This window comes from Paenibacillus sp. FSL P4-0081, from assembly GCF_000758565.1.
In the GTDB taxonomy this organism is placed as follows: domain Bacteria; phylum Bacillota; class Bacilli; order Paenibacillales; family Paenibacillaceae; genus Paenibacillus_AQ; species Paenibacillus_AQ phytohabitans.
On the sequence record NZ_CP009280.1, the window covers coordinates 60,851 to 83,350 of the forward strand.

The 22,500-nt window shown below is 51.6% G+C and carries 20 protein-coding genes and 1 rRNA gene; all 21 read left to right on the plus strand.

The genetic code is table 11. The annotated features are described in order from the left end of the window. The first annotated feature begins 40 nt into the window (after positions 1-40). Positions 41-1,483: a tRNA lysidine(34) synthetase TilS gene (gene tilS / locus P40081_RS00290; RefSeq protein ID WP_042132694.1), complete on the plus strand. Its 1,443-nt coding sequence runs from the start codon at positions 41-43 to the stop codon at positions 1,481-1,483. A 45-nt stretch (positions 1,484-1,528) separates the two neighbouring features. Further along, complete coding sequence (hpt, locus tag P40081_RS00295) at positions 1,529-2,068, plus strand: hypoxanthine phosphoribosyltransferase (protein WP_039309523.1); 540 nt, start codon at positions 1,529-1,531, stop codon at positions 2,066-2,068. A 111-nt stretch (positions 2,069-2,179) separates the two neighbouring features. Next, on the plus strand, positions 2,180-4,231 hold the full coding sequence (gene ftsH, locus P40081_RS00300) for an ATP-dependent zinc metalloprotease FtsH (RefSeq protein WP_042132695.1): 2,052 nt from the start codon (positions 2,180-2,182) through the stop codon (positions 4,229-4,231). 211 nt (positions 4,232-4,442) lie between these two features. Beyond that, complete coding sequence (gene nadA / locus P40081_RS00305; RefSeq protein WP_039309543.1) at positions 4,443-5,381, plus strand: quinolinate synthase NadA; 939 nt, start codon at positions 4,443-4,445, stop codon at positions 5,379-5,381. 39 nt (positions 5,382-5,420) lie between these two features. Beyond that, entirely contained in the window at positions 5,421-7,037 is a 1,617-nt protein-coding gene (gene nadB, locus P40081_RS00310; RefSeq protein ID WP_039309525.1) for an L-aspartate oxidase, read from the plus strand. Further along, positions 7,027-7,899 carry a carboxylating nicotinate-nucleotide diphosphorylase gene (gene nadC / locus P40081_RS00315; protein WP_042132696.1) on the plus strand — a complete coding sequence of 291 codons (873 nt, stop codon included), beginning with the start codon at positions 7,027-7,029 and terminating at the stop codon, positions 7,897-7,899. The genes nadB and nadC overlap by 11 nt, the downstream gene beginning before the upstream one ends. After that, the gene (locus tag P40081_RS00320; protein WP_039309527.1) at positions 7,899-8,666 is read left to right on the plus strand and encodes a type III pantothenate kinase; all 768 of its coding nucleotides are present in this window, start codon (positions 7,899-7,901) and stop codon (positions 8,664-8,666) included. Before nadC ends, P40081_RS00320 begins: the two co-directional genes overlap by 1 nt. 47 nt (positions 8,667-8,713) lie before the next feature. Beyond that, complete coding sequence (gene hslO / locus P40081_RS00325) at positions 8,714-9,598, plus strand: Hsp33 family molecular chaperone HslO (RefSeq protein WP_042132697.1); 885 nt, start codon at positions 8,714-8,716, stop codon at positions 9,596-9,598. A 9-nt stretch (positions 9,599-9,607) separates the two neighbouring features. Then, entirely contained in the window at positions 9,608-10,552 is a 945-nt protein-coding gene (locus P40081_RS00330) for a peptidylprolyl isomerase (protein ID WP_081969781.1), read from the plus strand. A 126-nt stretch (positions 10,553-10,678) separates the two neighbouring features. Then, positions 10,679-11,617: a cysteine synthase A gene (gene cysK, locus P40081_RS00335; RefSeq protein ID WP_042132698.1), complete on the plus strand. Its 939-nt coding sequence runs from the start codon at positions 10,679-10,681 to the stop codon at positions 11,615-11,617. Between the two features lie 204 nt (positions 11,618-11,821). After that, positions 11,822-13,447, plus strand: coding sequence for an anthranilate synthase component I family protein (locus tag P40081_RS00340; RefSeq protein WP_042132699.1), 1,626 nt, complete (start codon positions 11,822-11,824; stop codon positions 13,445-13,447). After that, positions 13,444-14,025 carry an aminodeoxychorismate/anthranilate synthase component II gene (pabA, locus tag P40081_RS00345; protein WP_039309532.1) on the plus strand — a complete coding sequence of 194 codons (582 nt, stop codon included), beginning with the start codon at positions 13,444-13,446 and terminating at the stop codon, positions 14,023-14,025. Before P40081_RS00340 ends, pabA begins: the two co-directional genes overlap by 4 nt. Beyond that, a complete protein-coding gene (locus P40081_RS00350; RefSeq protein WP_042132700.1) occupies positions 14,022-14,903 on the plus strand; it encodes an aminotransferase class IV in 882 nt (293 codons plus the stop codon). Before pabA ends, P40081_RS00350 begins: the two co-directional genes overlap by 4 nt. Continuing rightward, complete coding sequence (gene folP, locus P40081_RS00355; RefSeq protein ID WP_042132701.1) at positions 14,900-15,757, plus strand: dihydropteroate synthase; 858 nt, start codon at positions 14,900-14,902, stop codon at positions 15,755-15,757. The genes P40081_RS00350 and folP overlap by 4 nt, the downstream gene beginning before the upstream one ends. A 30-nt stretch (positions 15,758-15,787) precedes the next feature. Beyond that, complete coding sequence (folB, locus tag P40081_RS00360; RefSeq protein ID WP_039309536.1) at positions 15,788-16,150, plus strand: dihydroneopterin aldolase; 363 nt, start codon at positions 15,788-15,790, stop codon at positions 16,148-16,150. 9 nt (positions 16,151-16,159) lie between these two features. Continuing rightward, positions 16,160-16,711 (plus strand): 2-amino-4-hydroxy-6-hydroxymethyldihydropteridine diphosphokinase, encoded by a 552-nt coding sequence (folK, locus tag P40081_RS00365; protein ID WP_039309538.1) that lies wholly within the window; start codon positions 16,160-16,162, stop codon positions 16,709-16,711. After that, on the plus strand, positions 16,678-16,872 hold the full coding sequence (locus tag P40081_RS37140; RefSeq protein ID WP_331281725.1) for a helix-turn-helix domain-containing protein: 195 nt from the start codon (positions 16,678-16,680) through the stop codon (positions 16,870-16,872). The genes folK and P40081_RS37140 overlap by 34 nt, the downstream gene beginning before the upstream one ends. 39 nt (positions 16,873-16,911) lie before the next feature. Continuing rightward, a complete protein-coding gene (dusB, locus tag P40081_RS00370; RefSeq protein WP_042132702.1) occupies positions 16,912-17,928 on the plus strand; it encodes a tRNA dihydrouridine synthase DusB in 1,017 nt (338 codons plus the stop codon). Between the two features lie 224 nt (positions 17,929-18,152). Then, a complete protein-coding gene (gene greA / locus P40081_RS00375; RefSeq protein WP_039309541.1) occupies positions 18,153-18,632 on the plus strand; it encodes a transcription elongation factor GreA in 480 nt (159 codons plus the stop codon). A 195-nt stretch (positions 18,633-18,827) separates the two neighbouring features. Further along, positions 18,828-20,342, plus strand: coding sequence for a lysine--tRNA ligase (gene lysS, locus P40081_RS00380; protein WP_042132703.1), 1,515 nt, complete (start codon positions 18,828-18,830; stop codon positions 20,340-20,342). Between the two features lie 363 nt (positions 20,343-20,705). Beyond that, positions 20,706-22,263: ribosomal RNA gene (locus P40081_RS00385) — 16S ribosomal RNA — on the plus strand. Positions 22,264-22,500: the final 237 nt, after the last annotated feature.

Sequence of the window (22,500 nt, forward strand, 5' to 3'; positions counted from 1 at the left end):
AGCAAGACAGGCAAGTGATCTGCAAGAAAGGATGCCGCATATGGAACAAATGAAAGAACTGGTGGAATCCGTACTGGAAGCTGCGGCTGAGCATGAACTGTGGCAGCCCCATGACACCATTGTAGTCGCAGTTTCCGGAGGGCCGGACTCTGTGGCTCTTTTGCGTATTTTGCACGAGATAGCCGTAAACCGGATGCCATTAACTCTGGTCTGTGCCCATGTGAATCATGGCTTCAGAGCCGAATCAGCGGAAGAGGCGGAGTTTGTCAGGAATTTGGCTGCTGAGCTGGGAATCCCTTTTGAGCTCGCGGAGTTTGATATTCCATCCATGGTCAAGGAAATAGGACTGGGTCCCGAAGGAGCGGCAAGGGAGAAACGCTATCAATTTCTGATTGAAACCGCGCACCGTTACCATGCACGTTCTGTCGCACTGGCCCATCATGCCGATGATCAGGCCGAGACCGTGCTGATGCGGCTGCTGCGGGGGAGTGGTCCTTCGGGGCTTGCAGGCATGCGCTGGAAACGGACTGAAAAAAAGGTGGAACTCATCCGACCCTTCCTGCGTATTAACAAAACAGCTCTTGTCGGCTTATGCCGGGAAGAGGGGTTTGCTTACGCGGAGGATGCCAGCAATCTGCTTATGAAGTATAAGCGGAACGCGGTCAGGCTGGAAGTATTGCCCCTGCTTGAACAGCATAATCCGAGAGTGAGACAATCACTGCTGCAGCTGTCTGAAATTGCCGGTGCGGAAGATGAATATATGGAGGCGAATGCGGCAAAATGCTTCGAAGAGCTTGTTTTTATCGAGCATGGAAAATACACCTTGAAGAGAGCTTCATTTGCGGCCCTACCCTCCGCTTTACAACGGCGTTTGATTAAACTAATATTAAATTATCTGTCAGCGGATTCATCTGCGATGGATTTCCCCAAGATTGAAGCTGTGCGCCGGGGAACGCTGCAGGAGTACCCCACCGTATGGACTTTGGATTTGGGCGGGGGTTTCGTCTGTATGCGGCAATATGACACCCTTTTGTTCTCGTCCAAGCCCTTGCTTCGGCAGGTGAGCTATACATACCCTCTGTCTTTGCCTCATCCCCGGATCAACCTGAAGGAGATAGGAAAAGTTATGACGATGAAGGTGCTGGAGAGAGAAGATTTTTTTGCACAGGAGGAGGACTCTGGGAAGATGTCGGCTTGGTTTGACGGCGATGAGCTCGTCTTACCACTCACCATCCGTTCCCGATTGCCTGGAGATACCATAAGGGTTATGGGATTAAACGGAAGCAAAAAGGTAAAAGATATTTACATTGATGATAAAATACCTTCTTCCGAACGCTCTGCGATTCCCCTCGTTTGTGATGGTTTGGGCAATATCGTCTGGATTCCGGGCGTAAGACGCTCGATGCATGCCACAGTAGGGCGGCACACGGCCTCGGTGCTTCTCCTGTCCATGGAAGACATGGAACAGGGCGAAGAAACGTAATGGTCGAAGTAAGTCTTTCATAGTATAACTTAGGAGGTTCGCAAGTTGCAGAATGATATTCAAGAAATCTTGATCAGCGAAGAAGAAATCCAACAAAGAATCAGGGAGCTTGGCGCCCAGCTGAGCAAGGAATATGCAGGCCGCACACCTTTAGTCATCTGTGTACTCAAAGGTGCGTTTATCTTTATGGCGGATCTGGTTAAAGTGATTACAGTACCCGTTGAGATGGACTTCATGGCAGTATCCAGCTACGGCGGTACGACCAAATCATCCGGTGTAGTCAAAATCATCAAGGATCTGGACACATCGGTTGAAGGCCGTGATGTTCTGATTGTCGAGGACATTATCGACAGTGGTCTTACCCTCAGCTATCTGATTGAGATGCTGCAGGGCCGGAATGCTGCTTCCGTCAACGTAGTCACCCTGTTCGATAAACCTTCAGGCCGTGCAGTTAATCTTGAAGCCGAATATACCGGCTTTGTGATTCCTGATGCTTTCCTGGTAGGCTATGGACTCGACTATGCCGAACTGTATCGGAACCTCCCATACGTAGGTGTACTGAAGCCTGAAATTTATTCCAAATGAACCAATCGACAGCCTTAGATTCAAGGATCACTTTTCTGGATTTCCTGACAATTTGAGGAGTCTGGTCAGGCTATGGTACAATAACTTGAGCGTTGTGAGAGGAGGTAGGGGATGAATCGGTTCATCCGGAATTCTGGTTTTTATTTGATTTTATTTTTAGTCGTGGTGGGCATTGTCCAGTTTGTAAGCAATGGAAATGAATCCGCCGATTTCCCTAGATATGATGAGTTAAGACAGGAGATCAAGGACAACAATGTGAAGAGCCTGACGGTTCAGTTTGAGGGTAACGCATTTTTGGTTACAGGCGAATACAAAGAATTGCCACCTGAGACTAAATCGAAGAATTTCTCCACTTATGTTCCTCCTACAGATCGGGCCCTTGATGAACTTATAGCTGCCAGCGAAGTTAATGGCGTGGAGCTGACTCAGAAGAAAATGGAAGGCGACAGCATCTGGCTGACATTCCTTTCTTCCATCATTCCATTAGTTATCATGTTCATCCTGTTCTTCTTCCTGTTTAACAATGCACAGGGCGGCGGCGGCAAGGTCATGAATTTCGGCAAGAGCAAAGCCCGGTTATATAATGAAGAGAAGAAGAAAATCAGCTTCGAGGATGTTGCAGGAGCTGATGAAGAGAAGCAAGAGCTTGTGGAGGTCGTGGAATTCCTCAAGGATCCGCGTAAATTCGCAGCTGTAGGTGCACGTATTCCTAAAGGGGTACTCCTTGTGGGACCTCCGGGAACAGGTAAAACCTTGCTGGCCCGTGCGGTAGCAGGTGAAGCCGGTGTTCCATTCTTCAGCATCTCCGGTTCCGACTTTGTGGAAATGTTCGTCGGTGTCGGCGCATCCCGGGTACGTGATTTGTTCGAGAATGCGAAGAAGAATGCTCCTTGTATCATCTTTATCGACGAAATCGATGCTGTGGGACGTCAGCGCGGCGCAGGACTTGGCGGCGGACATGACGAACGCGAACAGACCCTTAACCAATTGCTCGTTGAAATGGACGGCTTTGGCGGCAACGAAGGCATTATCATTGTCGCGGCTACCAACCGCGCCGACATACTGGATCCGGCATTGCTCCGTCCAGGCCGGTTTGACCGTCAGATTACGGTTGACCGTCCAGACGTGAAGGGCCGTGAAGCTGTACTGAAGGTTCACTCCCGCAACAAACCGCTTACCAAGGATGTTCGGCTTGACGTAATTGCCAAGCGTACAACCGGATTTACCGGTGCGGATCTGGAGAACCTGCTTAACGAAGCGGCACTGCTTGCTGCACGCCGCAACCGTAAGGACATTACCATGCGTGAAGTGGATGAAGCGATTGACCGTGTAATTGTCGGCACAGAGAAACGCAGCCGCGTAATCAGCGACCGCGAGAAACGGATTGTAGCTTACCACGAAGCAGGCCATACCATTGCCGGCTACTTCCTCGAGCATGCCGATGTGGTGCATAAGGTTACCATTATCCCGCGCGGCCGCGCAGGCGGATATGTCATTATGCTTCCTAAGGAAGACCGGATGATCGTTACCAAGCAGGAACTCTTGGATAAGGTTACCGGATTGCTTGGCGGACGTGTTGCTGAAGAATTGTTCATTGGTGAAATCGGCACAGGCGCTTATAGTGACTTCCAGCAGGCTACGCGCATTGTGCGTGCGATGATTATGGAATATGGAATGAGCGATAAGCTTGGGCCATTGCAGTTCGGCACATCCCAAGGCCAAGTCTTCCTTGGCCGTGATATCGGACATGAGCAGAACTACAGTGACTCCATTGCTTACGAGATTGACCAGGAAATGCAGAACCTTATCCGCAGCAGCTATGAGCGCTGCAGAGAGCTGCTGACCAAGCATTCCAAAGAAATGCACCTGATTGCGAACACCCTTCTGGAGAAGGAAACGCTGGAACTTGATCAGATCACAGAATTGATTGAGCAAGGCTACCTGACGGAGGATGGCAAACCGGAAGAAACAGAGGCAGTAACGCATGAAGCGGGCGAGCCAGTAATTGATTCTATCGGTGATGTACGTGTACGCATTCAAGGCAAATCCGACGAAGAACCGCCATTCCTTGGCGATCTGTCTAAGGATATTCCGAATAAACCGGATCCTGAAGAAGGAAACGGTTCGGATGATGGCAACAAAGGCGACGGAAGTCTGGTTTAATCGCTGAATAAAACATCGTAATTTTATCCGGAGAACCTTAGGTTCTCCGGATTTTTCTGTCTATAGGTACATCAGGACATAGAGCTACACCCGGCTTGCCTGCATTGACAGGGGGTGGAACGTTGTGTACATTAGTGATTAAATATTAAATAAATTAACTTAATAGAATGTACTGGCTATATGCCATGAAGACATAAGGGGGAGAATGACCGTGGAAGCTCTGGCGCTTGAGCGCAAGCAGGAACAGAATCGTGAACTTCGTGTGCGCCTCGAACAGCTTAAGAAAGAACGGAATGCAATAATTCTGGCTCATTATTATCAGCGTGATGAAATTCAGGAAGTAGCGGATTTCCGTGGAGACTCTTTTTTACTGGCTCAGAAGGCTGCGGAGACAGAGGCAGATGTGATTGTATTCTGCGGGGTTCACTTTATGGGGGAAAGCGCCAAGATTCTTGCGCCGAACAAAACTGTTATAATTCCTGACGAACGCGCCGGCTGTCCTATGGCGGATATGGTCAACGTGGACGGACTCCGGAAGCTGAAGGCGCAGCATCCTAATGCCAAAGTAGTAACCTATATCAACTCCTCCGCTGAGATCAAAGCGGAAACTGATATTTGCTGTACCTCTGCCAATGCGGTGAAGGTGATTGAATCGCTTGATGCGGAAGAAATTATCTGGGTACCCGATAAGAACCTGGGCCAATATGTTCAGGATAAGACCGGCAAGAAGCTGATTATATGGGAAGGCTACTGTAATACTCATGATATGCTTACCGTCAAGGATGTAGTGGAGATGAGAGCCAAATATCCTGAAGCGGAATTTGTGGTACATCCGGAATGCCGTCCTGAAGTGGTGGCCATGGGTGATTATGTGGGCAGCACAACCTCGATTATAGAGTATTGCCGGAAATCGGACCGCCGGCAGTTTATCGTGGGAACTGAGGATGGAACCGGATATCAGCTGCGGTTGGACAGTCCGGATAAAGAATTCCATTTTGCCACCAAATTCCTGGTTTGTCCCAATATGAAGGTTAACAATTTAAAGAAACTGGTAAAATGCCTGGAGACGATGAAGCCGCAGATTTATGTACCGCCCGCTGTCGCCGACAAAGCCAGAACTTCCCTAGAGCGCATGCTACAAGTCCGGTAGCATGCGCTACTCTTTCGTTGAAACAGGTGAAAAGCGGTCATGATTCCACAATATTTGGTTGATTTCGATCTTCAGGGGCTTCCTGTAATTAAGACAGATTGTATTGTGATTGGTTCAGGCATTGCCGGTTTGTTCACAGCGATCAAAGCCAGTGAAGACCGGAAGGTCATTATGATTACGAAGAAGACAGTCATGGAGAGCAATACACGGTATGCCCAAGGGGGGATTGCCGCTGTGTTCTCAGACGACGATTCTCCGGTATATCATCGTCAGGATACCCTGATGGCCGGTGCAGGGCTAAACTCCTCTGCGGCTGTTGATGTACTGGTGAATGAAGGTCCGGAAGGCGTCCGCGAACTCATCCGGCTCGGGACGAAGTTCGACAAGGAGAATGGCGAGCTTGCGTTAACGCAAGAGGCGGCACATAGCCACCGCCGTATTCTGCATGCGAATGGGGATGCTACAGGCTATGAAATTGTCCGCGCCTTGGCTGAGCAGGCAGAGCAGCATAAGAATATCGAGGTATGGGATGACCATTATGTCATTGATCTGATTACCGTAGACGGGGAATGCGTGGGGGCACTGGTACAGCGTCCGGGAGGCGGACGTTTGTTCCTGCAGGCCGATGCAACCATTCTATGCTCAGGCGGAGCAGGGCAATTATACCGGTATACGACCAATCCCGAAGTGGCAACCGGTGACGGTGTAGCCATTGCTTACCGGGCTGGAGCCCATGTACGGGATATGGAATTCATCCAGTTCCACCCGACAGCGCTCAGTTATCCGGGAGCCCCGCGCTTCCTGATCTCGGAAGCAGTGCGCGGTGAAGGCGCTGTGCTGCGCAATATCAACGGAGACCGGTTTATGGAAAGGTACCATGAGCTGCTGGAACTGGCCCCGCGCGATATTGTGGCCCGGGCGATTGTGAGCGAGATGGAGCTGACCAAATCCACCTTTGTCTACCTTGATATTACACATGAATCAGCGGATATGGTCAAACACCGCTTCCCGACGATCTATGAGACCTGTATGAGTTATGGACTGGATATTACAAGTGACTGGATTCCAGTGGCTCCTGCTGCGCATTATATGATGGGGGGCGTCAAGACCGATCTGAACGGGGAGAGCACCGTTTCCCGCCTGTTTGCCTGTGGCGAGGTTTCGTCTACAGGGGTACAGGGAGCCAACCGGCTGGCCAGTAATTCCTTGTCGGAAGCGATTGTCTTTGGCCGCCGGATCGTAGAGCGCATCCGTCAGCTCCCGCCGCTTGGGCGGGATACAGTATCGGCAGGCTGTGACCAAGGCCGGGTGGAGTCGCCTACCCAGGCTATTGTGGAGCGGCGTCTGAAGCTGCAAAAGGTTATGGTACGCTACGCCGGACTGCGGCGGAACCAGGAAATGCTGATTAAAGGACTGGATGAATTAAAGCGTCAGCTGCCGATTTTTAATGCGGCACTTACCAAACGTGAAGAATACGAGTTCGCTAATATGCTTACGTGCTGCCTGCTGATTACCGAATCAGCGCTGGCACGGGAGGAGAGCCGCGGCGCTCATTATCGCGAGGATTATCCGCTGCGGAATGATGCAGAGTGGCAGAAGCATCTGCTCCAGATTCGCGAACTGGGAATAGTGGAGGAATTAAGTGATGATGTTTAATGGCTATAATGAAGAACTGCTCCAGTCTATTAAGGGGTGGCTGCAGGAGGATGTCGGATCAGGGGATATCACAACACGTACCACTATACCCCAGGGACATGAATCCAAGGGGATTATCCATGCCAAAGAGGACGGAGTAATCTGCGGAATTCCCGTGGCTGAACTGGTTTTTGAGGTAGTAGACCCGACACTCGTATTTACGGCATTGGTACAAGAAGGCCAGCCGGTGTCCAAGGGCACGGTCATCGCTGAAGTCGTGGGCAGCACGCATGCCATTCTTACAGGCGAACGGCTCGCCCTTAATCTGATGCAACGGCTCTCCGGTGTGGCCTCGCGGACGGCGTCATTCGTGCAAGAGCTTCAAGGTCTGCCAACCCGGCTGGTGGATACCCGCAAGACAACACCAGGTCACCGGATGCTGGAGAAGTATGCTGTCCGCATAGGCGGAGGAGCCAATCACCGCTTCGGCTTGTATGACGCGGTAATGATTAAGGATAATCATATCAAGGGCGCCGGAGGCATTCGTCAGGCGGTAGGGCGCGCCCGGGCCAATATCCCCCACACCATGACGATCGAAGTGGAAACGGAAAGCCTGGAGCAGGTAGAGGAAGCACTCGCTGCGGGGGCGGACATTATCATGCTTGATAATATGTCACCTGAGCTGATGGCGGAAGCAGTAAGAAGAATCAGAACCAAAGCGCGGCATGTCAAAATCGAGGCTTCAGGCAATGTATCTCTGGAAACGGTACGCGGGATTGCAGAATCGGGTGTAGATGTTATTTCTGTAGGCCGGCTTACCTATTCCTTCGCCAGTCTTGATATCAGTCTGGATCTGAATGGCAAGAAAGGCGGAAATCTCTAATGATACTTGTCGTTGATATCGGGAATACGAACATCGTGCTTGGAGTCTACCGGGGGCCTGAGCTGCTTCATCATTTCCGGCTTAGCACAGCGCGTCAATCGACTGTGGATGAATATGGTGTCCTGATTCATAATCTGTTCCACATGTCGAATATATCGTTTAAAGATGTAGAGGGTGTCATCATCTCCTCGGTTGTTCCGCCGCTGGTTCAGGTTATCGTGGAAATGTGCGTAAAATATATCGGCAAAGACCCGCTGCTCGTAGGCCCCGGAATCAAAACCGGGCTTAATCTGCGTTATGAGAATCCGCGCGAAGTGGGCGCAGACCGGATTGTAAATGCCGTTGCGGCGATTGAGCAGTATAAATGCCCGCTCGTGGTCGTTGACTTTGGTACGGCAACTACGTTTGACTGTATTGATGCCGGAGCGAACTATCTTGGCGGGGCAATCGTGCCGGGTCTGGGGATCTCTACAGAGGCCTTATATCAGCGGGCATCCAAGCTGCCGCGGATTGAGCTGGAGAAGCCCAAGAAGGTTATCGGGCGCAATACTGTCCACGCGATGCAGGCAGGAATTATTTTTGGCTATGCCGGCCAGGTAGAGGGAATTGTAAGACGCATTAAGCTGGAGATGAATGCGCCCGTTCTCAAGGTTATTGCTACAGGGGGGCTTGCTCCGCTGATTGCAGGCGAGACAGATTGCATTGATGAGGTTAACCCGATGCTGACGCTGGAAGGATTACGTATTATTTACAACCGTAACAAATAATCATGAAATGAAACCTTATACAGACAGATAGGAGGAGTATGCACCCAATGGAAAAAAAGAAGGATCGGCTTATCCGGGGAACTGCCATGAACGGGAAGGTCAGAGCGTTCGCAGTCCGGACAACAGAACTTGTCGACGAATTGCGGCGCAGACATGATACCTATCCGACAGCTACAGCTGCGCTTGGCCGTACTGTAACCGCCGCAGCCATCATGGGCGCTATGCTCAAGGGTCAGGAGAAGCTGGCGATTATGGTCAAAGGGAATGGACCGCTCGGACAGATTACGGCCGAATCCAATGCCCTGGGCGAGGTTCGCGGTTATGTGAGTAATCCGCATGTTCATCTGCCGAGCAATAGCCTTGGCAAGCTGGATGTCGCAGGTGCTGTGGGTACGGAAGGATTCATTGATATCAGCAAGGATCTGGGGATGAAAGAGCCGTATCGCGGCAGTGTGCCCATTGTCTCAGGAGAACTGGGCGAGGATTTCACTTATTATTTTGCCATTTCGGAACAAACGCCTGCTGCTGTAGGGCTGGGTGTATTGGTGGAGACAGATAATTCGGTAAGAGTTGCCGGAGGATTCATCATTCAACTGCTGCCCGGACTGACAGATGAAGAGATCACCGAGATTGAGCATGCCGTCGGAGCGATGCCTTCAGTGACGGCGATCCTGGACCAGGGCCTTGAGCCTGAAGAGATGCTTCGCCTGCTGCTGCCGGATGCTGTAGTCCTTGATGAACTCGAGATCTCTTTTGTCTGTCAATGCTCGCGTGAGCGGATAGAAGAGACACTGGTCAGTCTAGGCCAGCACGAACTGGAGCAGCTGATCGAAGAAGATGATCAGGTTGAAGTTATATGTCATTACTGTAATGAAGCTTATGTGTTTAACAAGGATGAACTGCAGGTAATCCTCGATCAAGCGAAATCGTAGGGCTATAAGATGATGACAAGACAGGAGCGCGCGCTGCGCAATACCGTTATATTACTCGCCGTCGCGACCTTAATGCTTGGAGGTCTTTTATTCTGGAGCCTGCGTGCAATGGCCCTGCTTAAGGGAGAGGCTGCAGACGGGGAGGCTTCGGATATTGCTGCCGCCGGAGGCCAGCCGGTCACGGACCGGGAATGGATAGATGAACTCAAAAAAAAGCATGGAGATGAAGTGCTGCTGGGCATGCTTAATCATATCGTTGTTGGCAAGGAAGCCAAAGCTCTCGGTATTACGGTGACCGATGAGGAGATTGAGCAGGAATTGAAGCGCGGCATGTCCGGCTACGGCTCGGAGGAGCAGTATTATGACCAGATGCAGTCTGAGCTTGGTCTTTCCCGCCAGGAGCTGCACGAGGAAACCGCGTACCGGCTGACGCTTCAGGCGGTAGCCACCACCGGTATTACGGTCAGTGAAACTGAAATTGATGATTATTTGGCCCAAAACGCCGAGAGATTCACTCCCAGGAAGCAAATGCAGCTCTCTATGATTAAGCAGGCAACCTATAACGGGGCTAATCAGGTTATGGACCGCCTGGAGCAGGGAGAGGATTTCGCCGGCCTGGCCAGAGAGGTATCCACAGATGAGGAGAGCCGCCAGCATGGCGGTAATATCGGAACAGTGGAGGAGAATGATCCGTTCTGGCCGGAGGAGCTGCTGAAGACAGCAGCGGGCCTTGAGACTGGAGACATCGCAGGGCCGCTTCAGGTCGAAGGCGGTTATGCTGTGATCCGGCTGGAGAAGCTTATTGATCCCGGGAAGCCGGATCAGGATGAGCTCCGAGGGCTGATCCGCCAGGAGCTGGCGCTGGAACAGGCGGCGCCCCTGCAGCAGGTGGAAAGCGATTTGCGTGCCAAATACGCTACAGCAATATATATTGACAACAGCCTGCAAGATTGATAATATGAGATTAAATGTAAAACCTACTGATTTAGTCGGAAATAATAGGCGGCACAACATATGCTGATCATAACTGTCACAGGTTCCGCACCCAATTCATCTATCATCCCAAGGAGGTTTTTGCTCATGGCTAAAGTCGTCAACAGTGTAACAGATTTGATCGGTGGTACACCGCTCGTTCGTCTGGGTCGGATTGTTCCGGAAGGTTCCGCAGAAATTTACTTGAAGCTGGAATATCAAAATCCGGGTTCGAGTGTGAAAGACCGCATCGCTATCAGCATTGTGGAAGAAGCTGAGAAAGACGGTTCCCTGAAACCTGGAGGCACCATTGTAGAAGCGACCAGCGGTAATACAGGGATTGGCCTGGCGCTTGTTGCTGCTGCCAAAGGCTACAAGGCGATTATTGTTATGCCTGAAACGATGAGCCTTGAGCGCCGCAACCTGCTGCGTGCTTATGGTGCTGAGCTGGTATTGACTCCAGGATCTGAAGGGATGAACGGGGCAGTTAAGAAAGCTGAGCAAATCCTCAGTGAGAATCCGGATTACTTCCTTGCAGAGCAGTTTAAGAACAAAGCCAACGTGAAGATTCACCGCGAGACCACTGGACCGGAGATCGTGGAAGCAATCGAATCCATTGGCGGACCCCTGGATGCGTTCATCGCAGGTGTCGGTACAGGCGGAACGATTAGTGGTGCAGGTGAAGTGTTGAAGAGCCAGTATCCTGATGTGAAGATCTATGCTGTAGAACCTGCAGCTTCTCCAATTCTGGCCGGAGGCAAACCGGGTCCCCACAAAATCCAGGGGATCGGTGCCAACTTCGTTCCTGAAATCCTGAACCAGGATATCTATGATGAAATCATTCATGTAGAGAATGACGAAGCTTTCGAAACGGCCCGCCGTGTAGCCAAAGAGGAAGGCGTTCTGTCCGGTATTTCTTCCGGCGCTGCTGTATTCGCTGCCCTCAAAGTAGCTAAGGAACTGGGCGCAGGTAAAAAGATCGTTGTTATTATCCCAAGTAACGGCGAACGTTATCTGAGCACACCGCTGTATAACTTTGAAGTATAATTGCTGAGAACCAGCAATTCAGAAGAGCCTGCGATCCGCTTCCATAGGGATATCGCAGGCTTTTTTTCTGAATAATAAGCATTTATCAGGTTTACGGGCTTTTCAAAGTAACCGGATGTACAGTATACTGACAGGCAATAAACTATCGTAGAAGCCAGCGTATGCTTTCGAGGCTATGCTTCACAAAACTTTAGGGGGATAAATGTGGAGATCTTAACGGCTTGGCAGGAGTGGGAACAATGGGCGGACGAAGCCTGGAGCGTTCTTCCGCTGGTCCTTCATTCACGGCAGGAGAAAGGGGGATTGCCGGGCAGCTGGCAGAGAGCCTGGGAGATGGCTTCACCATATTCCGTGGTCCTGGAGAGCGGTAAGGGCGGACGTTATACATATCTGGGCTTGCGTCCGGTTTCAGTCATAAAGGGCATTGGAGATACCGCAGAGCTCTTCAGTCTGTCTGATGCGGCTGTGGGACAGGCACAAGCTGAACCTGAAGCTACGGAGCTGTTTCAAGGGCAACCGCTGAAAGTGCTGCAGGAGTGGATGAAGGATTATGTCTCACCCCGCGTACCGTTCGACGGGCAGCCGCCCTTCACCGGAGGTTGTATCGGATTTCTCGGCTATGATGTAGTCCGCTCTCTGGAGAAGCTGCCGTCCTGTGCCAAGAGGGATCCCGATTTCCCGGATTATCTGTTCATGAGGCTGGAAGAGCTGTGGATCTATGACCATCACGAGGATATTGTGTATTGTGCAGTACATGTACCTGTTCAGGCTGTGATATCCGCTAACAGGGCTGAGCTGCATGCCATGTATCTTGATGCTGTGAGCCGTGCGGAGCGAATGCTGGAGGAGTGGCAGCGTATCATGGTACCTGCTTCTTCTGAAGCAGCTGCTGCCGCCCAGTATGCTGACATTGCCTGCCTGATTGATACTGAAGCTAGTGTCACCGGAGAATGGCCAGGCATGAGCTCGGATTTCTCGCCGGAGCAATTCCAGCAGGCCGTGCTGAATGTTCAGGAATACATCCGTGCCGGTGATGTCTTCCAGGTGAACCTATCGCTGCGCCAGCAGGCGCAGCTGCAGTCCTCGCCGGAGGATGTCTACGAGTGGCTGCGCAGACTCAACCCGTCCCCGTACATGGGGCTGCTCCGCACGCCCGGCTTCGCCCTCTCCAGCGCTTCGCCGGAGCTGCTCGTGAAGCTGCACGGGGACAAGGTCAGCGCCCGCCCCATAGCCGGTACCCGGCGCCGGGGCCACACTCCCGCGGAGGACGCCGCCATGGAGGCGGAGCTGCGCGGGAGCGAGAAGGAGATCGCCGAGCATATTATGCTTGTCGATCTCGAGCGCAACGACATCGGGCGTGTCGCTGCGTACGGGACGGTCAGCGTGCCGGAGCTGCTGACCGTGGAGCGATACTCACATGTGATGCATCTCGTCTCGCAGGTGGAGGGCATCGCCGCACCCGGCAAGGATGCTTACGATGTCATTGCCGCCTTATTCCCCGGCGGCACGATCACCGGCGCGCCCAAGGTGCGCACCATGGAAATTATTGAAGAGCTGGAGCCGGTCCGCCGGGGTCCATATACTGGATCCATGGGCTGGATTGACTATAATGGCAATATGGAATTAAATATAATTATACGTACACTGGCCGTGAAGGACGGAATCGGCTACATTCAGACAGGAGCGGGTATTGTGATCGATTCGGATCCGTACCGGGAGTACCGGGAATGCCACAACAAAGCCAAAGCGGTAGTGAAGGCGATTCTCTGCAGTGAACGCGAGCAGGAATTGCGGACTACCTCCGGCACCGAAGGAGGAAGCGCAGTATGATCTTGGTCATCGATAATTATGATTCCTTTACGTATAACCTGGTGCAATATCTGGGTGAGCTGGGGGAGGACGTTAAGGTATCCCGTAACGATGAGATCAGTATTCAGGAGATTGAGGCCCTGGCACCCGATCATATTTTGATCTCTCCGGGACCATGTACACCGAATGAGGCAGGCATCAGCCTTGAGCTGCTGCAGCATTTCAAAGGAGTCATCCCGATCTTTGGCGTATGCCTCGGTCATCAGGCCATCGGACAAGCCTTCGGCGGTAATGTGATCCGGGCAGAACGCCTGATGCACGGCAAAACCTCGCCGATTCACCATAATGGCACCTCTGTCTTCGAAGGACTGGAGTCCCCGTTTACGGCAACACGGTATCATTCCTTGATTGTAGAACGTGAGAGTCTGCCGGATTGCCTGGAGATTACAGCAGAAACGGCCGAAGGCGAGATTATGGCCTTGCGCCATAAGGAATACCCGATCGAAGGCGTGCAGTTCCATCCCGAGTCGATCATTACCGATCATGGACATACGATGCTGCGCAACTTCCTGAAACGGAGAGCCGGAGAACCGGCATGAAATATATAGGACTTAACAACAAAGCAGTCGACGCCAAAGACGCCGTGGTCTCCGCCCTGGATCACGGCTTTTTGTACGGAATGGGTCTGTTTGAGACCTTCCGCACCTACTGGGGTGAGCCCTTTCTGCTGCAGAGGCATCTTGACCGGATGGCAGAGGGCTGCAGGCAGCTGGGTATTCCCTTTGCACCAGATGTGCAGCAGCTTCGGGAATGGATTCAGCTTGTAATGGACAAGAATGAGCTTAACGAGGCTTATGTCCGCTATACAGTCACAGCCGGTGAGGATATCCTTGGGCTGCCGGCAGGAGATTACAAGCAGCCTAATCAGCTGCTGTATATCAAAGCGCTGCCGGCACTGCAGGACAGCCTGTATAGCGAAGGCAAAGAACTGCAGCTGCTGTATCACCGGCGGAATACCCCGGAAGGGCCTGTGCGACTGAAGTCGCTGCATTATATGAACAACATTCTGGCTAAGCGTGAGCTGGCCGGACACCCGTCTGCGTCTAGAGGAGCAGAGGGGTTGATGCTGACGGCAGCGGGTGACATATCCGAGGGAATTGTGAGCAACATCTTTTTCGTCGCAGATAACCGGCTCTATACCCCCGATATAGCTACAGGCATTCTCCCGGGAATTACCCGGGAAATGGTGCTGGAGCTGGCAGCATCCGCAGGCCTCTATCCAGAACAAGGCTTTTACCGCTGGGAGCAGCTTGAGGCGGCTGACGAAATTTTCCTCACCAATTCGGTGCAGGAGATTGTGCCGGTAACGGCGCTCTGGAACGGGGACCGGCGGATAACGATAGGCAGCGGGCGCTGCGGAGAACGGACAGATGCAATCCTGAAGCTTTACAGAGAAAGGGCGGGGAGGCTGGAATGAAGCCGGTAATATATAAGCGGAGCTACCGCTGCGGAAGCGGCAGGCTGATTCTAGGCGAACGGACCCTGATCATGGGTATCCTCAATGTGACGCCGGACTCTTTTTCCGATGGGGGATTATGGACAGATCCGGATAGAGCGGTAGAGCATGCACTGCGAATGGCAGCCGAGGGTGCCGATATTATTGATATAGGCGGAGAGTCAACGCGTCCGGGTCATCAGCCGGTAGGAGTAGAGGATGAGTTGGAACGCGTACTGCCCGTTATCGAGAGCATCCACCGTGCCGCGCCTCATCTGCCGCTATCTATAGACACCTACAAAGCGGAAGTAGCGCGCCGTGCGGTTCAGGCCGGTGCCCATATCATCAACGATGTCTGGGGGGCCAAGGCAGATCCGCAGATGGCGGCAGTTGCCGCGCAGGCGGGTTGTCCGATTATCCTGATGCATAACCGCCATAACCGCAATTATCAGGATTTGATCAGCGATATGACAGAGGATTTAACCGCGAGCATTAACCTTGCCCTGACAGCCGGAGTAGAGCCGCAGAATATCATTCTCGATCCCGGGATCGGTTTTGCCAAGGATTATACGGAGAATCTTCAGGCGATGATGGGCTTGGATGTACTGGGGGAGCTTGGGTATCCGCTTCTGCTGGCCACTTCGCGCAAAAAATTCATCCGTACCGCACTCGATCTGCCGGCGGATGATGTTGTGGAAGGGACTGCTGCTACAGTCGCTTTCGGAATTGCCCAGGGCTGCCAGATCGTGCGGGTGCATGATGTCTCTTTAATCAAACGTACAGTAGATATGTGCGATGCCATGTTATATGCTGCAGCACCTGCGGTGCGTGAATAGACTATTTTCAAGAGAAGGCAGGTACCCTTAATGGATAAAATGAAGCTGCACCGCATGGAATACTACGGATATCACGGTGTGTTTGAAGAGGAGCGCAAGCTGGGCCAGCGCTATTATGTGGATTTGGAGCTGGAGCTTGATTTGCAGGGAGCGGGTCTCTCTGATGATCTGGAGCAAACCGTGAACTATGCCGAAGTACATTTCCTGGTCAAAAAAATTGTCGAAACAAAGTCCTTCAAGCTGATCGAGGCTTTGGCAGAATATATTGCATCCGCAGTACTGGACACTTATACTGTTATCAATGCAGTAACCGTCAAGGTGACGAAACCGCATCCGCCATTCGATATTCATTTTCAGGGAGTAACCGTAGAACTGCGCCGGACGAGAAAGTGAGACAGAGTCATGAATATACATTCTACCTCTGAGGCATCAGAGGCTTATATTGCTTTAGGGGCTAATTTGGGCGACCGTGAAGGAACGCTGAGAGAAGCTTTGAACCAGCTGGACCGGCATGAAGAGATTGAAGTTCTACGCACCTCATCGGTATACGAGACCGAGCCGGTGGGTTATCTGGATCAGCCCCAGTTTCTTAATATGGCTGCGGCTCTGCGTACTACGCTTGCTCCGGAGGCTCTGCTTCATGTCATGCTGGAGACAGAAACCCGGTTAGGCCGTGTACGTGATATCCGCTATGGGCCGAGAACGGTGGATTTGGATTTGCTTTGGGTAGAGGGGTTGAGCCTGGATACACCAGACTTAACGCTGCCGCATCCCCGGATGCTGGAGCGTGCGTTTGTGCTCTTACCGCTTAGTGATATCGTTTCGCAGAATGAAGAGTCTTCCGGATTCCGCGGCTTAATTACAACAGCGCTTCAAGACATAGACGGAAAGGAAGGAATTCGCTTGTGGACAACAAACGTATGGGACGGCGGGTTAGAGCGTTCCGAAAGCTGAAGGGTTACACTCAGCAGGAGTTGGCGGATTCTGTCGGAATATCCTTGGCCGTGCTTGGTACGGTCGAGCGGGGTAATAGACGTTTAGAAGATCAAATTTTAAATAAAATTGCGGATGTCCTGGGAGTTACGGTCGATGAATTAGCCAACCCGGCTACATGAGCTCCTCAAGCTGATCCGCAATATAAGGAAGTGATTCGAATGTTGAAGATTGGCGATATTGAGATGAAGAACCAGGTGGTGTTGGCCCCTATGGCCGGCGTGTGTAATCCTGCATTTCGTCTGATTGCCAAGGAATTCGGGACGGGTCTAGTCTGTGCCGAAATGGTGAGCGGCAAAGCTATTGTGCATGGCAATGCGCGTACCCGCGAGATGCTGTTTGTGGATGAGCGTGAGAAACCGCTGAGTCTGCAGATTTTTGGCGGAGACCGCGAGTCGCTGGTTGATGCAGCCAAAATAGTGGATAAAGAAACGAACGCCGATATCATTGACATTAATATGGGCTGTCCGGTGCCGAAGGTGACGAAATGTGATGCCGGAGCGCGCTGGCTGCTGAATCCGGACAAGATTTATGAGATGGTATCTGCCGTTGTGGATGCCGTGGATAAACCTGTGACGGTGAAGATGCGGATCGGCTGGGACAGCGAGCATATCTTTATCGAAGAGAATGCGCGTGCAGTTGAGCGTGCCGGAGGCAAGGCAGTCAGTGTTCATGGCCGTACCCGCGAGCAGCTCTATACAGGGCATGCCGACTGGAAGTATATCCGGATGGCCAAAGAAGCTGTATCCATTCCGGTCATCGGCAATGGTGATGTGAATACACCTGAAGATGCGCGGGCGATGCTGGATCAGACCGGCTGTGACGGCGTAATGATCGGGCGGGGGGCGCTGGGCAACCCTTGGATGCTGTACCGGACCATTCAGTATCTGAGTACCGGAGAGCTGATGCCTGAACCGGACGCTGAAGAGAAGATCAAGGTGGCCATTCTTCACATGGACCGTCTGATCGCCCTTAAGGGTGAAGCGGTGGCGGTCCGCGAAATGCGCAAGCATCTGGCCTGGTATTTGAAGGGGCTTAAGTCAGCCGCCCGGGTGAAGGACGTTATTATGGAAGAAACGAAACGTGACGAGATGGTGCGGATTTTGAGTGATTTTGTCGTTCAGCTTAAGGATGAAGAAGCGCAGGAAGGCGCGGATAGCGCTCTTTCGGCCGTTTAATTCCCTGATTTGCCGCATTGTCAGACCCGTCCCTGCCTGCATCATTGAATATCGCTAAACATTATATGGGGCGTCATTGACATTTTGTAGCGGTTCCAATATAATTTCACAGTATAAAATCGCCGTTACAGCAGGAGCAATGGAGAAGGAGGGTTCTGTTCCCTCCGGATTCGCATATAGTATGGTGTTTTCAATAAATGTATACGACAGGAGAATCGGTTGAGATGAGCGATAAAGAAGTCATCCTTACACCGGACGGACTTAAGCGTCTGGAAGAAGAACTGGAGACCCTCAAATCCGTAAAACGCCGCGAGGTAGCGGAACGTATTAAAGTGGCCATCGGCTACGGAGATATCAGTGAAAACTCGGAATATGAAGACGCAAAGAATGAGCAGGCCTTTATCGAAGGACGTGTTCTGACTTTGGAGAAGATGCTGCGCAACGCGCGTATCATTAATAGTGATGAGATCGTGACAGATGTGGTAAGCATCGGAGTAACAGTGAACGTTGAGGATATGGAGTACGGAGACGTTATGGAGTATACAATCGTCGGAACCGCCGAATCCGATCCGCTGAATAATAAAATCTCCAATGAGAGCCCGGTAGGCAGAGCCATCATCGGTAAGAAGATTGGTACCATTGTGGATGTAAGTGTCCCTGCAGGCGTCATTCAATATAAAATTCTTGATATCAAAATGAAGTAAGATGGATCCGAAAGCTTCCTTAGGGGAGCTTTTTTCAAAAGAAAAGAATTTATAGGCTTCGCGCAACGTATAACAACCGAAAAATATGGGTGAACACATACAGCTTATATTTTGTACTGGAACGGACTGTCCCCTTGGTATGAGGGCGGAGCCGTTTCTTCTTTTGTATACCGTGAGTAAGAGAGGATGAAGAACATGTCGGAAGAAATCAACAACGTGGAAACTACAGAGAGTGAACTAAGTGAGCTGCTGCAGATCCGCCGGGGTAAGCTGGACGAGCTCCGCGCGCTGGGAATCGACCCGTTCGGCAAGAAATATGAGCGTACCGCAGCAGCTGGCGATCTTCTGGCCAAGTATGACGGACTAACCCATGAGGAACTGGACGAGCTGGCGCTTGAGGTTAGTGTGGCAGGACGTATTATGGCTAAGCGGGTAATGGGTAAAGCGAGCTTCTCGCACATCCAGGATCTCAGCGGCAAAATTCAGATTTATGTCCGCCAGGACAGCATTTCTGAATCCCAGTACGCAGCTTTCACCATTCTGGACCTGGGCGATATTATCGGAATCCGCGGTACCCTGTTCAAGACCAAGACCGGCGAAACCTCTATTAAAGTGCATAACCTTGAGGTGCTGTCCAAATCCCTGCTTCCGCTTCCAGAGAAATATCACGGACTGAAGGATGTAGAGCTCCGTTACCGCCAGCGTTATGTTGACCTGATTATTAATCCGGAAGTACAGCAGACATTTATTGCGCGTTCACGGATTATCCAATCGATGCGCCGTTATCTGGACTCGCTGGGCTATCTGGAAGTAGAGACTCCAACACTGCATACCATTGCCGGTGGAGCCGCCGCCCGTCCGTTTATTACACACCACAACACGCTGGACATGCAGCTGTATATGCGTATCGCAATCGAGCTTCACCTGAAACGTCTGATCGTAGGCGGTTTGGAAAAAGTATATGAAATCGGCCGTGTATACCGTAACGAAGGGATCTCCACACGCCATAATCCGGAATTCACGATGATTGAGCTGTACGAAGCATATGCGGACTACAAGGATATCATGCAGCTTACAGAGAATATGATTGCTCATATCGCCCAGGAGGTTCTTGGCAATCAGGTGATTAACTACCAGGGGCAAGAAGTTGACCTGTCTCCAGGCTGGCGCCGTGTGACCATGGTGGACGCTGTCAAAGAAGTAACCGGCGTAGACTTCGGGGTCCATATGACGAATGAAGAAGCACAGGCTCTGGCTAAGGAGCATCGTGTGCCGGTTGAGAAGCATATGACCTTCGGACATATTCTTAACGCATTCTTTGAGCAGTTTGTAGAGGAAACGCTGATTCAGCCGACGTTCGTAATGGGACATCCAGTAGAAATATCACCGCTGGCCAAAAAGAATGATCAGGATCCGCGCTTTACGGACCGCTTCGAGCTGTTTATTGTGGCCCGTGAGCATGCGAATGCGTTCAGTGAGCTGAACGACCCGATTGACCAGCGTCAGCGCTTCGAGGCGCAGATTCACGAGAAAGAGCAGGGGAATGACGAAGCGCATGAGATGGATGATGATTTCATCCGTGCACTGGAATACGGCATGCCGCCTACAGGCGGACTGGGAATCGGCGTAGACCGTCTTATCATGCTGCTTACGAATGCCGCGTCTATCCGCGATGTACTGCTGTTCCCTCATATGCGCAACAAAGACTGAATAATTATCTGATCTGTAACCATAATATCCAAGGGAGCTGCAAAAGCGGTTTCCTTGGAACAATGGTTAGCGGTTAGTTGAAAATAATGCTTGCAATAAGACTTTATACATGATATATTCTATTTCTGGCCGCGAAACATCAACGCCGAGCTCGAAAAGAAGTTAAAAAAAGAGCTTGCATTGAACGGTTGGATGTGATATATTATAAGAGTTGCTGGTGACGCGGTAAGCGGCGCTGACAACGAGCTTGATCTTTGAAAACTGAACAACGAGTGAGTGGGAAATCACGAAAGTGACTTCCAAAATAGAGAATGAAAATTCTCGTCAGATGTTTCAAAATGAGCAATCGCTCTTTCTAAATACAATTTGGAGAGTTTGATCCTGGCTCAGGACGAACGCTGGCGGCATGCCTAATACATGCAAGTCGAGCGGAGTTTGAATGGAAGCTTGCTTCCATTCTTACTTAGCGGCGGACGGGTGAGTAACACGTAGGCAACCTGCCCTCAAGACTGGGATAACTACCGGAAACGGTAGCTAATACCGGATAATTTCTTTCCTCTCCTGAAGAGAGAATGAAAGGCGGAGTAATCTGCCGCTTGGGGATGGGCCTGCGGCGCATTAGCTAGTTGGTGGGGTAATGGCTCACCAAGGCGACGATGCGTAGCCGACCTGAGAGGGTGAACGGCCACACTGGGACTGAGACACGGCCCAGACTCCTACGGGAGGCAGCAGTAGGGAATCTTCCGCAATGGGCGAAAGCCTGACGGAGCAATGCCGCGTGAGTGATGAAGGTTTTCGGATCGTAAAGCTCTGTTGCCAGGGAAGAACGTCCGGTAGAGTAACTGCTACCGGAGTGACGGTACCTGAGAAGAAAGCCCCGGCTAACTACGTGCCAGCAGCCGCGGTAATACGTAGGGGGCAAGCGTTGTCCGGAATTATTGGGCGTAAAGCGCGCGCAGGCGGTCATTTAAGTCTGGTGTTTAAACCTTGGGCTCAACCTGGGGTCGCACTGGAAACTGGGTGACTTGAGTACAGAAGAGGAAAGTGGAATTCCACGTGTAGCGGTGAAATGCGTAGATATGTGGAGGAACACCAGTGGCGAAGGCGACTTTCTGGGCTGTAACTGACGCTGAGGCGCGAAAGCGTGGGGAGCAAACAGGATTAGATACCCTGGTAGTCCACGCCGTAAACGATGAGTGCTAGGTGTTAGGGGTTTCGATACCCTTGGTGCCGAAGTTAACACAGTAAGCACTCCGCCTGGGGAGTACGGTCGCAAGACTGAAACTCAAAGGAATTGACGGGGACCCGCACAAGCAGTGGAGTATGTGGTTTAATTCGAAGCAACGCGAAGAACCTTACCAGGTCTTGACATCCCGATGAAAGCATTAGAGATAGTGCCCCTCTTCGGAGCATCGGAGACAGGTGGTGCATGGTTGTCGTCAGCTCGTGTCGTGAGATGTTGGGTTAAGTCCCGCAACGAGCGCAACCCTTGACTTTAGTTGCCAGCAGGTAAGGCTGGGCACTCTAGAGTGACTGCCGGTGACAAACCGGAGGAAGGTGGGGATGACGTCAAATCATCATGCCCCTTATGACCTGGGCTACACACGTACTACAATGGCCGGTACAACGGGAAGCGAAGCCGCGAGGCGGAGCCAATCCCAGCAAAGCCGGTCTCAGTTCGGATTGCAGGCTGCAACTCGCCTGCATGAAGTCGGAATTGCTAGTAATCGCGGATCAGCATGCCGCGGTGAATACGTTCCCGGGTCTTGTACACACCGCCCGTCACACCACGAGAGTTTACAACACCCGAAGTCGGTGGGGTAACCCGCAAGGGAGCCAGCCGCCGAAGGTGGGGTAGATGATTGGGGTGAAGTCGTAACAAGGTAGCCGTATCGGAAGGTGCGGCTGGATCACCTCCTTTCTATGGAGAATCGTCACCTGCAACGGTGACATTCAAATCGGAAGTATTACTTCCAAAACGAACCTTAGGGTTCAAACACTCACTCGTTGGTCAGTTTTGAGAGTTTAAGCTCTCATCTTTAAACTGTCTGAATTTTCGAACATCACAGTCGTGATTGTCCCGAAATTTCAGCACCTTGATCCTTGAAAACTGGATACCGAAACGAATTTGCGTTTTAGAGCATCTTTTAGCTGAAAC

What these genes read in the sequence shown, in the direction of transcription:
- P40081_RS37140 (WP_331281725.1), top strand. Translation starts at nt 16,678, where the DNA reads ATGGGACGGCGGGTTAGAGCGTTCCGAAAGCTGAAGGGTTACACTCAG.
- dusB (WP_042132702.1), top strand. Translation starts at nt 16,912, where the DNA reads ATGTTGAAGATTGGCGATATTGAGATGAAGAACCAGGTGGTGTTGGCC.
- pabA (WP_039309532.1), top strand. Translation starts at nt 13,444, where the DNA reads ATGATCTTGGTCATCGATAATTATGATTCCTTTACGTATAACCTGGTG.
- ftsH (WP_042132695.1), top strand. Translation starts at nt 2,180, where the DNA reads ATGAATCGGTTCATCCGGAATTCTGGTTTTTATTTGATTTTATTTTTA.
- P40081_RS00350 (WP_042132700.1), top strand. Translation starts at nt 14,022, where the DNA reads ATGAAATATATAGGACTTAACAACAAAGCAGTCGACGCCAAAGACGCC.
- P40081_RS00330 (WP_081969781.1), top strand. Translation starts at nt 9,608, where the DNA reads ATGATGACAAGACAGGAGCGCGCGCTGCGCAATACCGTTATATTACTC.
- lysS (WP_042132703.1), top strand. Translation starts at nt 18,828, where the DNA reads ATGTCGGAAGAAATCAACAACGTGGAAACTACAGAGAGTGAACTAAGT.
- nadC (WP_042132696.1), top strand. Translation starts at nt 7,027, where the DNA reads ATGATGTTTAATGGCTATAATGAAGAACTGCTCCAGTCTATTAAGGGG.
- P40081_RS00320 (WP_039309527.1), top strand. Translation starts at nt 7,899, where the DNA reads ATGATACTTGTCGTTGATATCGGGAATACGAACATCGTGCTTGGAGTC.
- cysK (WP_042132698.1), top strand. Translation starts at nt 10,679, where the DNA reads ATGGCTAAAGTCGTCAACAGTGTAACAGATTTGATCGGTGGTACACCG.
- folK (WP_039309538.1), top strand. Translation starts at nt 16,160, where the DNA reads ATGAATATACATTCTACCTCTGAGGCATCAGAGGCTTATATTGCTTTA.
- hslO (WP_042132697.1), top strand. Translation starts at nt 8,714, where the DNA reads ATGGAAAAAAAGAAGGATCGGCTTATCCGGGGAACTGCCATGAACGGG.
- folB (WP_039309536.1), top strand. Translation starts at nt 15,788, where the DNA reads ATGGATAAAATGAAGCTGCACCGCATGGAATACTACGGATATCACGGT.
- greA (WP_039309541.1), top strand. Translation starts at nt 18,153, where the DNA reads ATGAGCGATAAAGAAGTCATCCTTACACCGGACGGACTTAAGCGTCTG.
- folP (WP_042132701.1), top strand. Translation starts at nt 14,900, where the DNA reads ATGAAGCCGGTAATATATAAGCGGAGCTACCGCTGCGGAAGCGGCAGG.
- nadB (WP_039309525.1), top strand. Translation starts at nt 5,421, where the DNA reads ATGATTCCACAATATTTGGTTGATTTCGATCTTCAGGGGCTTCCTGTA.
- tilS (WP_042132694.1), top strand. Translation starts at nt 41, where the DNA reads ATGGAACAAATGAAAGAACTGGTGGAATCCGTACTGGAAGCTGCGGCT.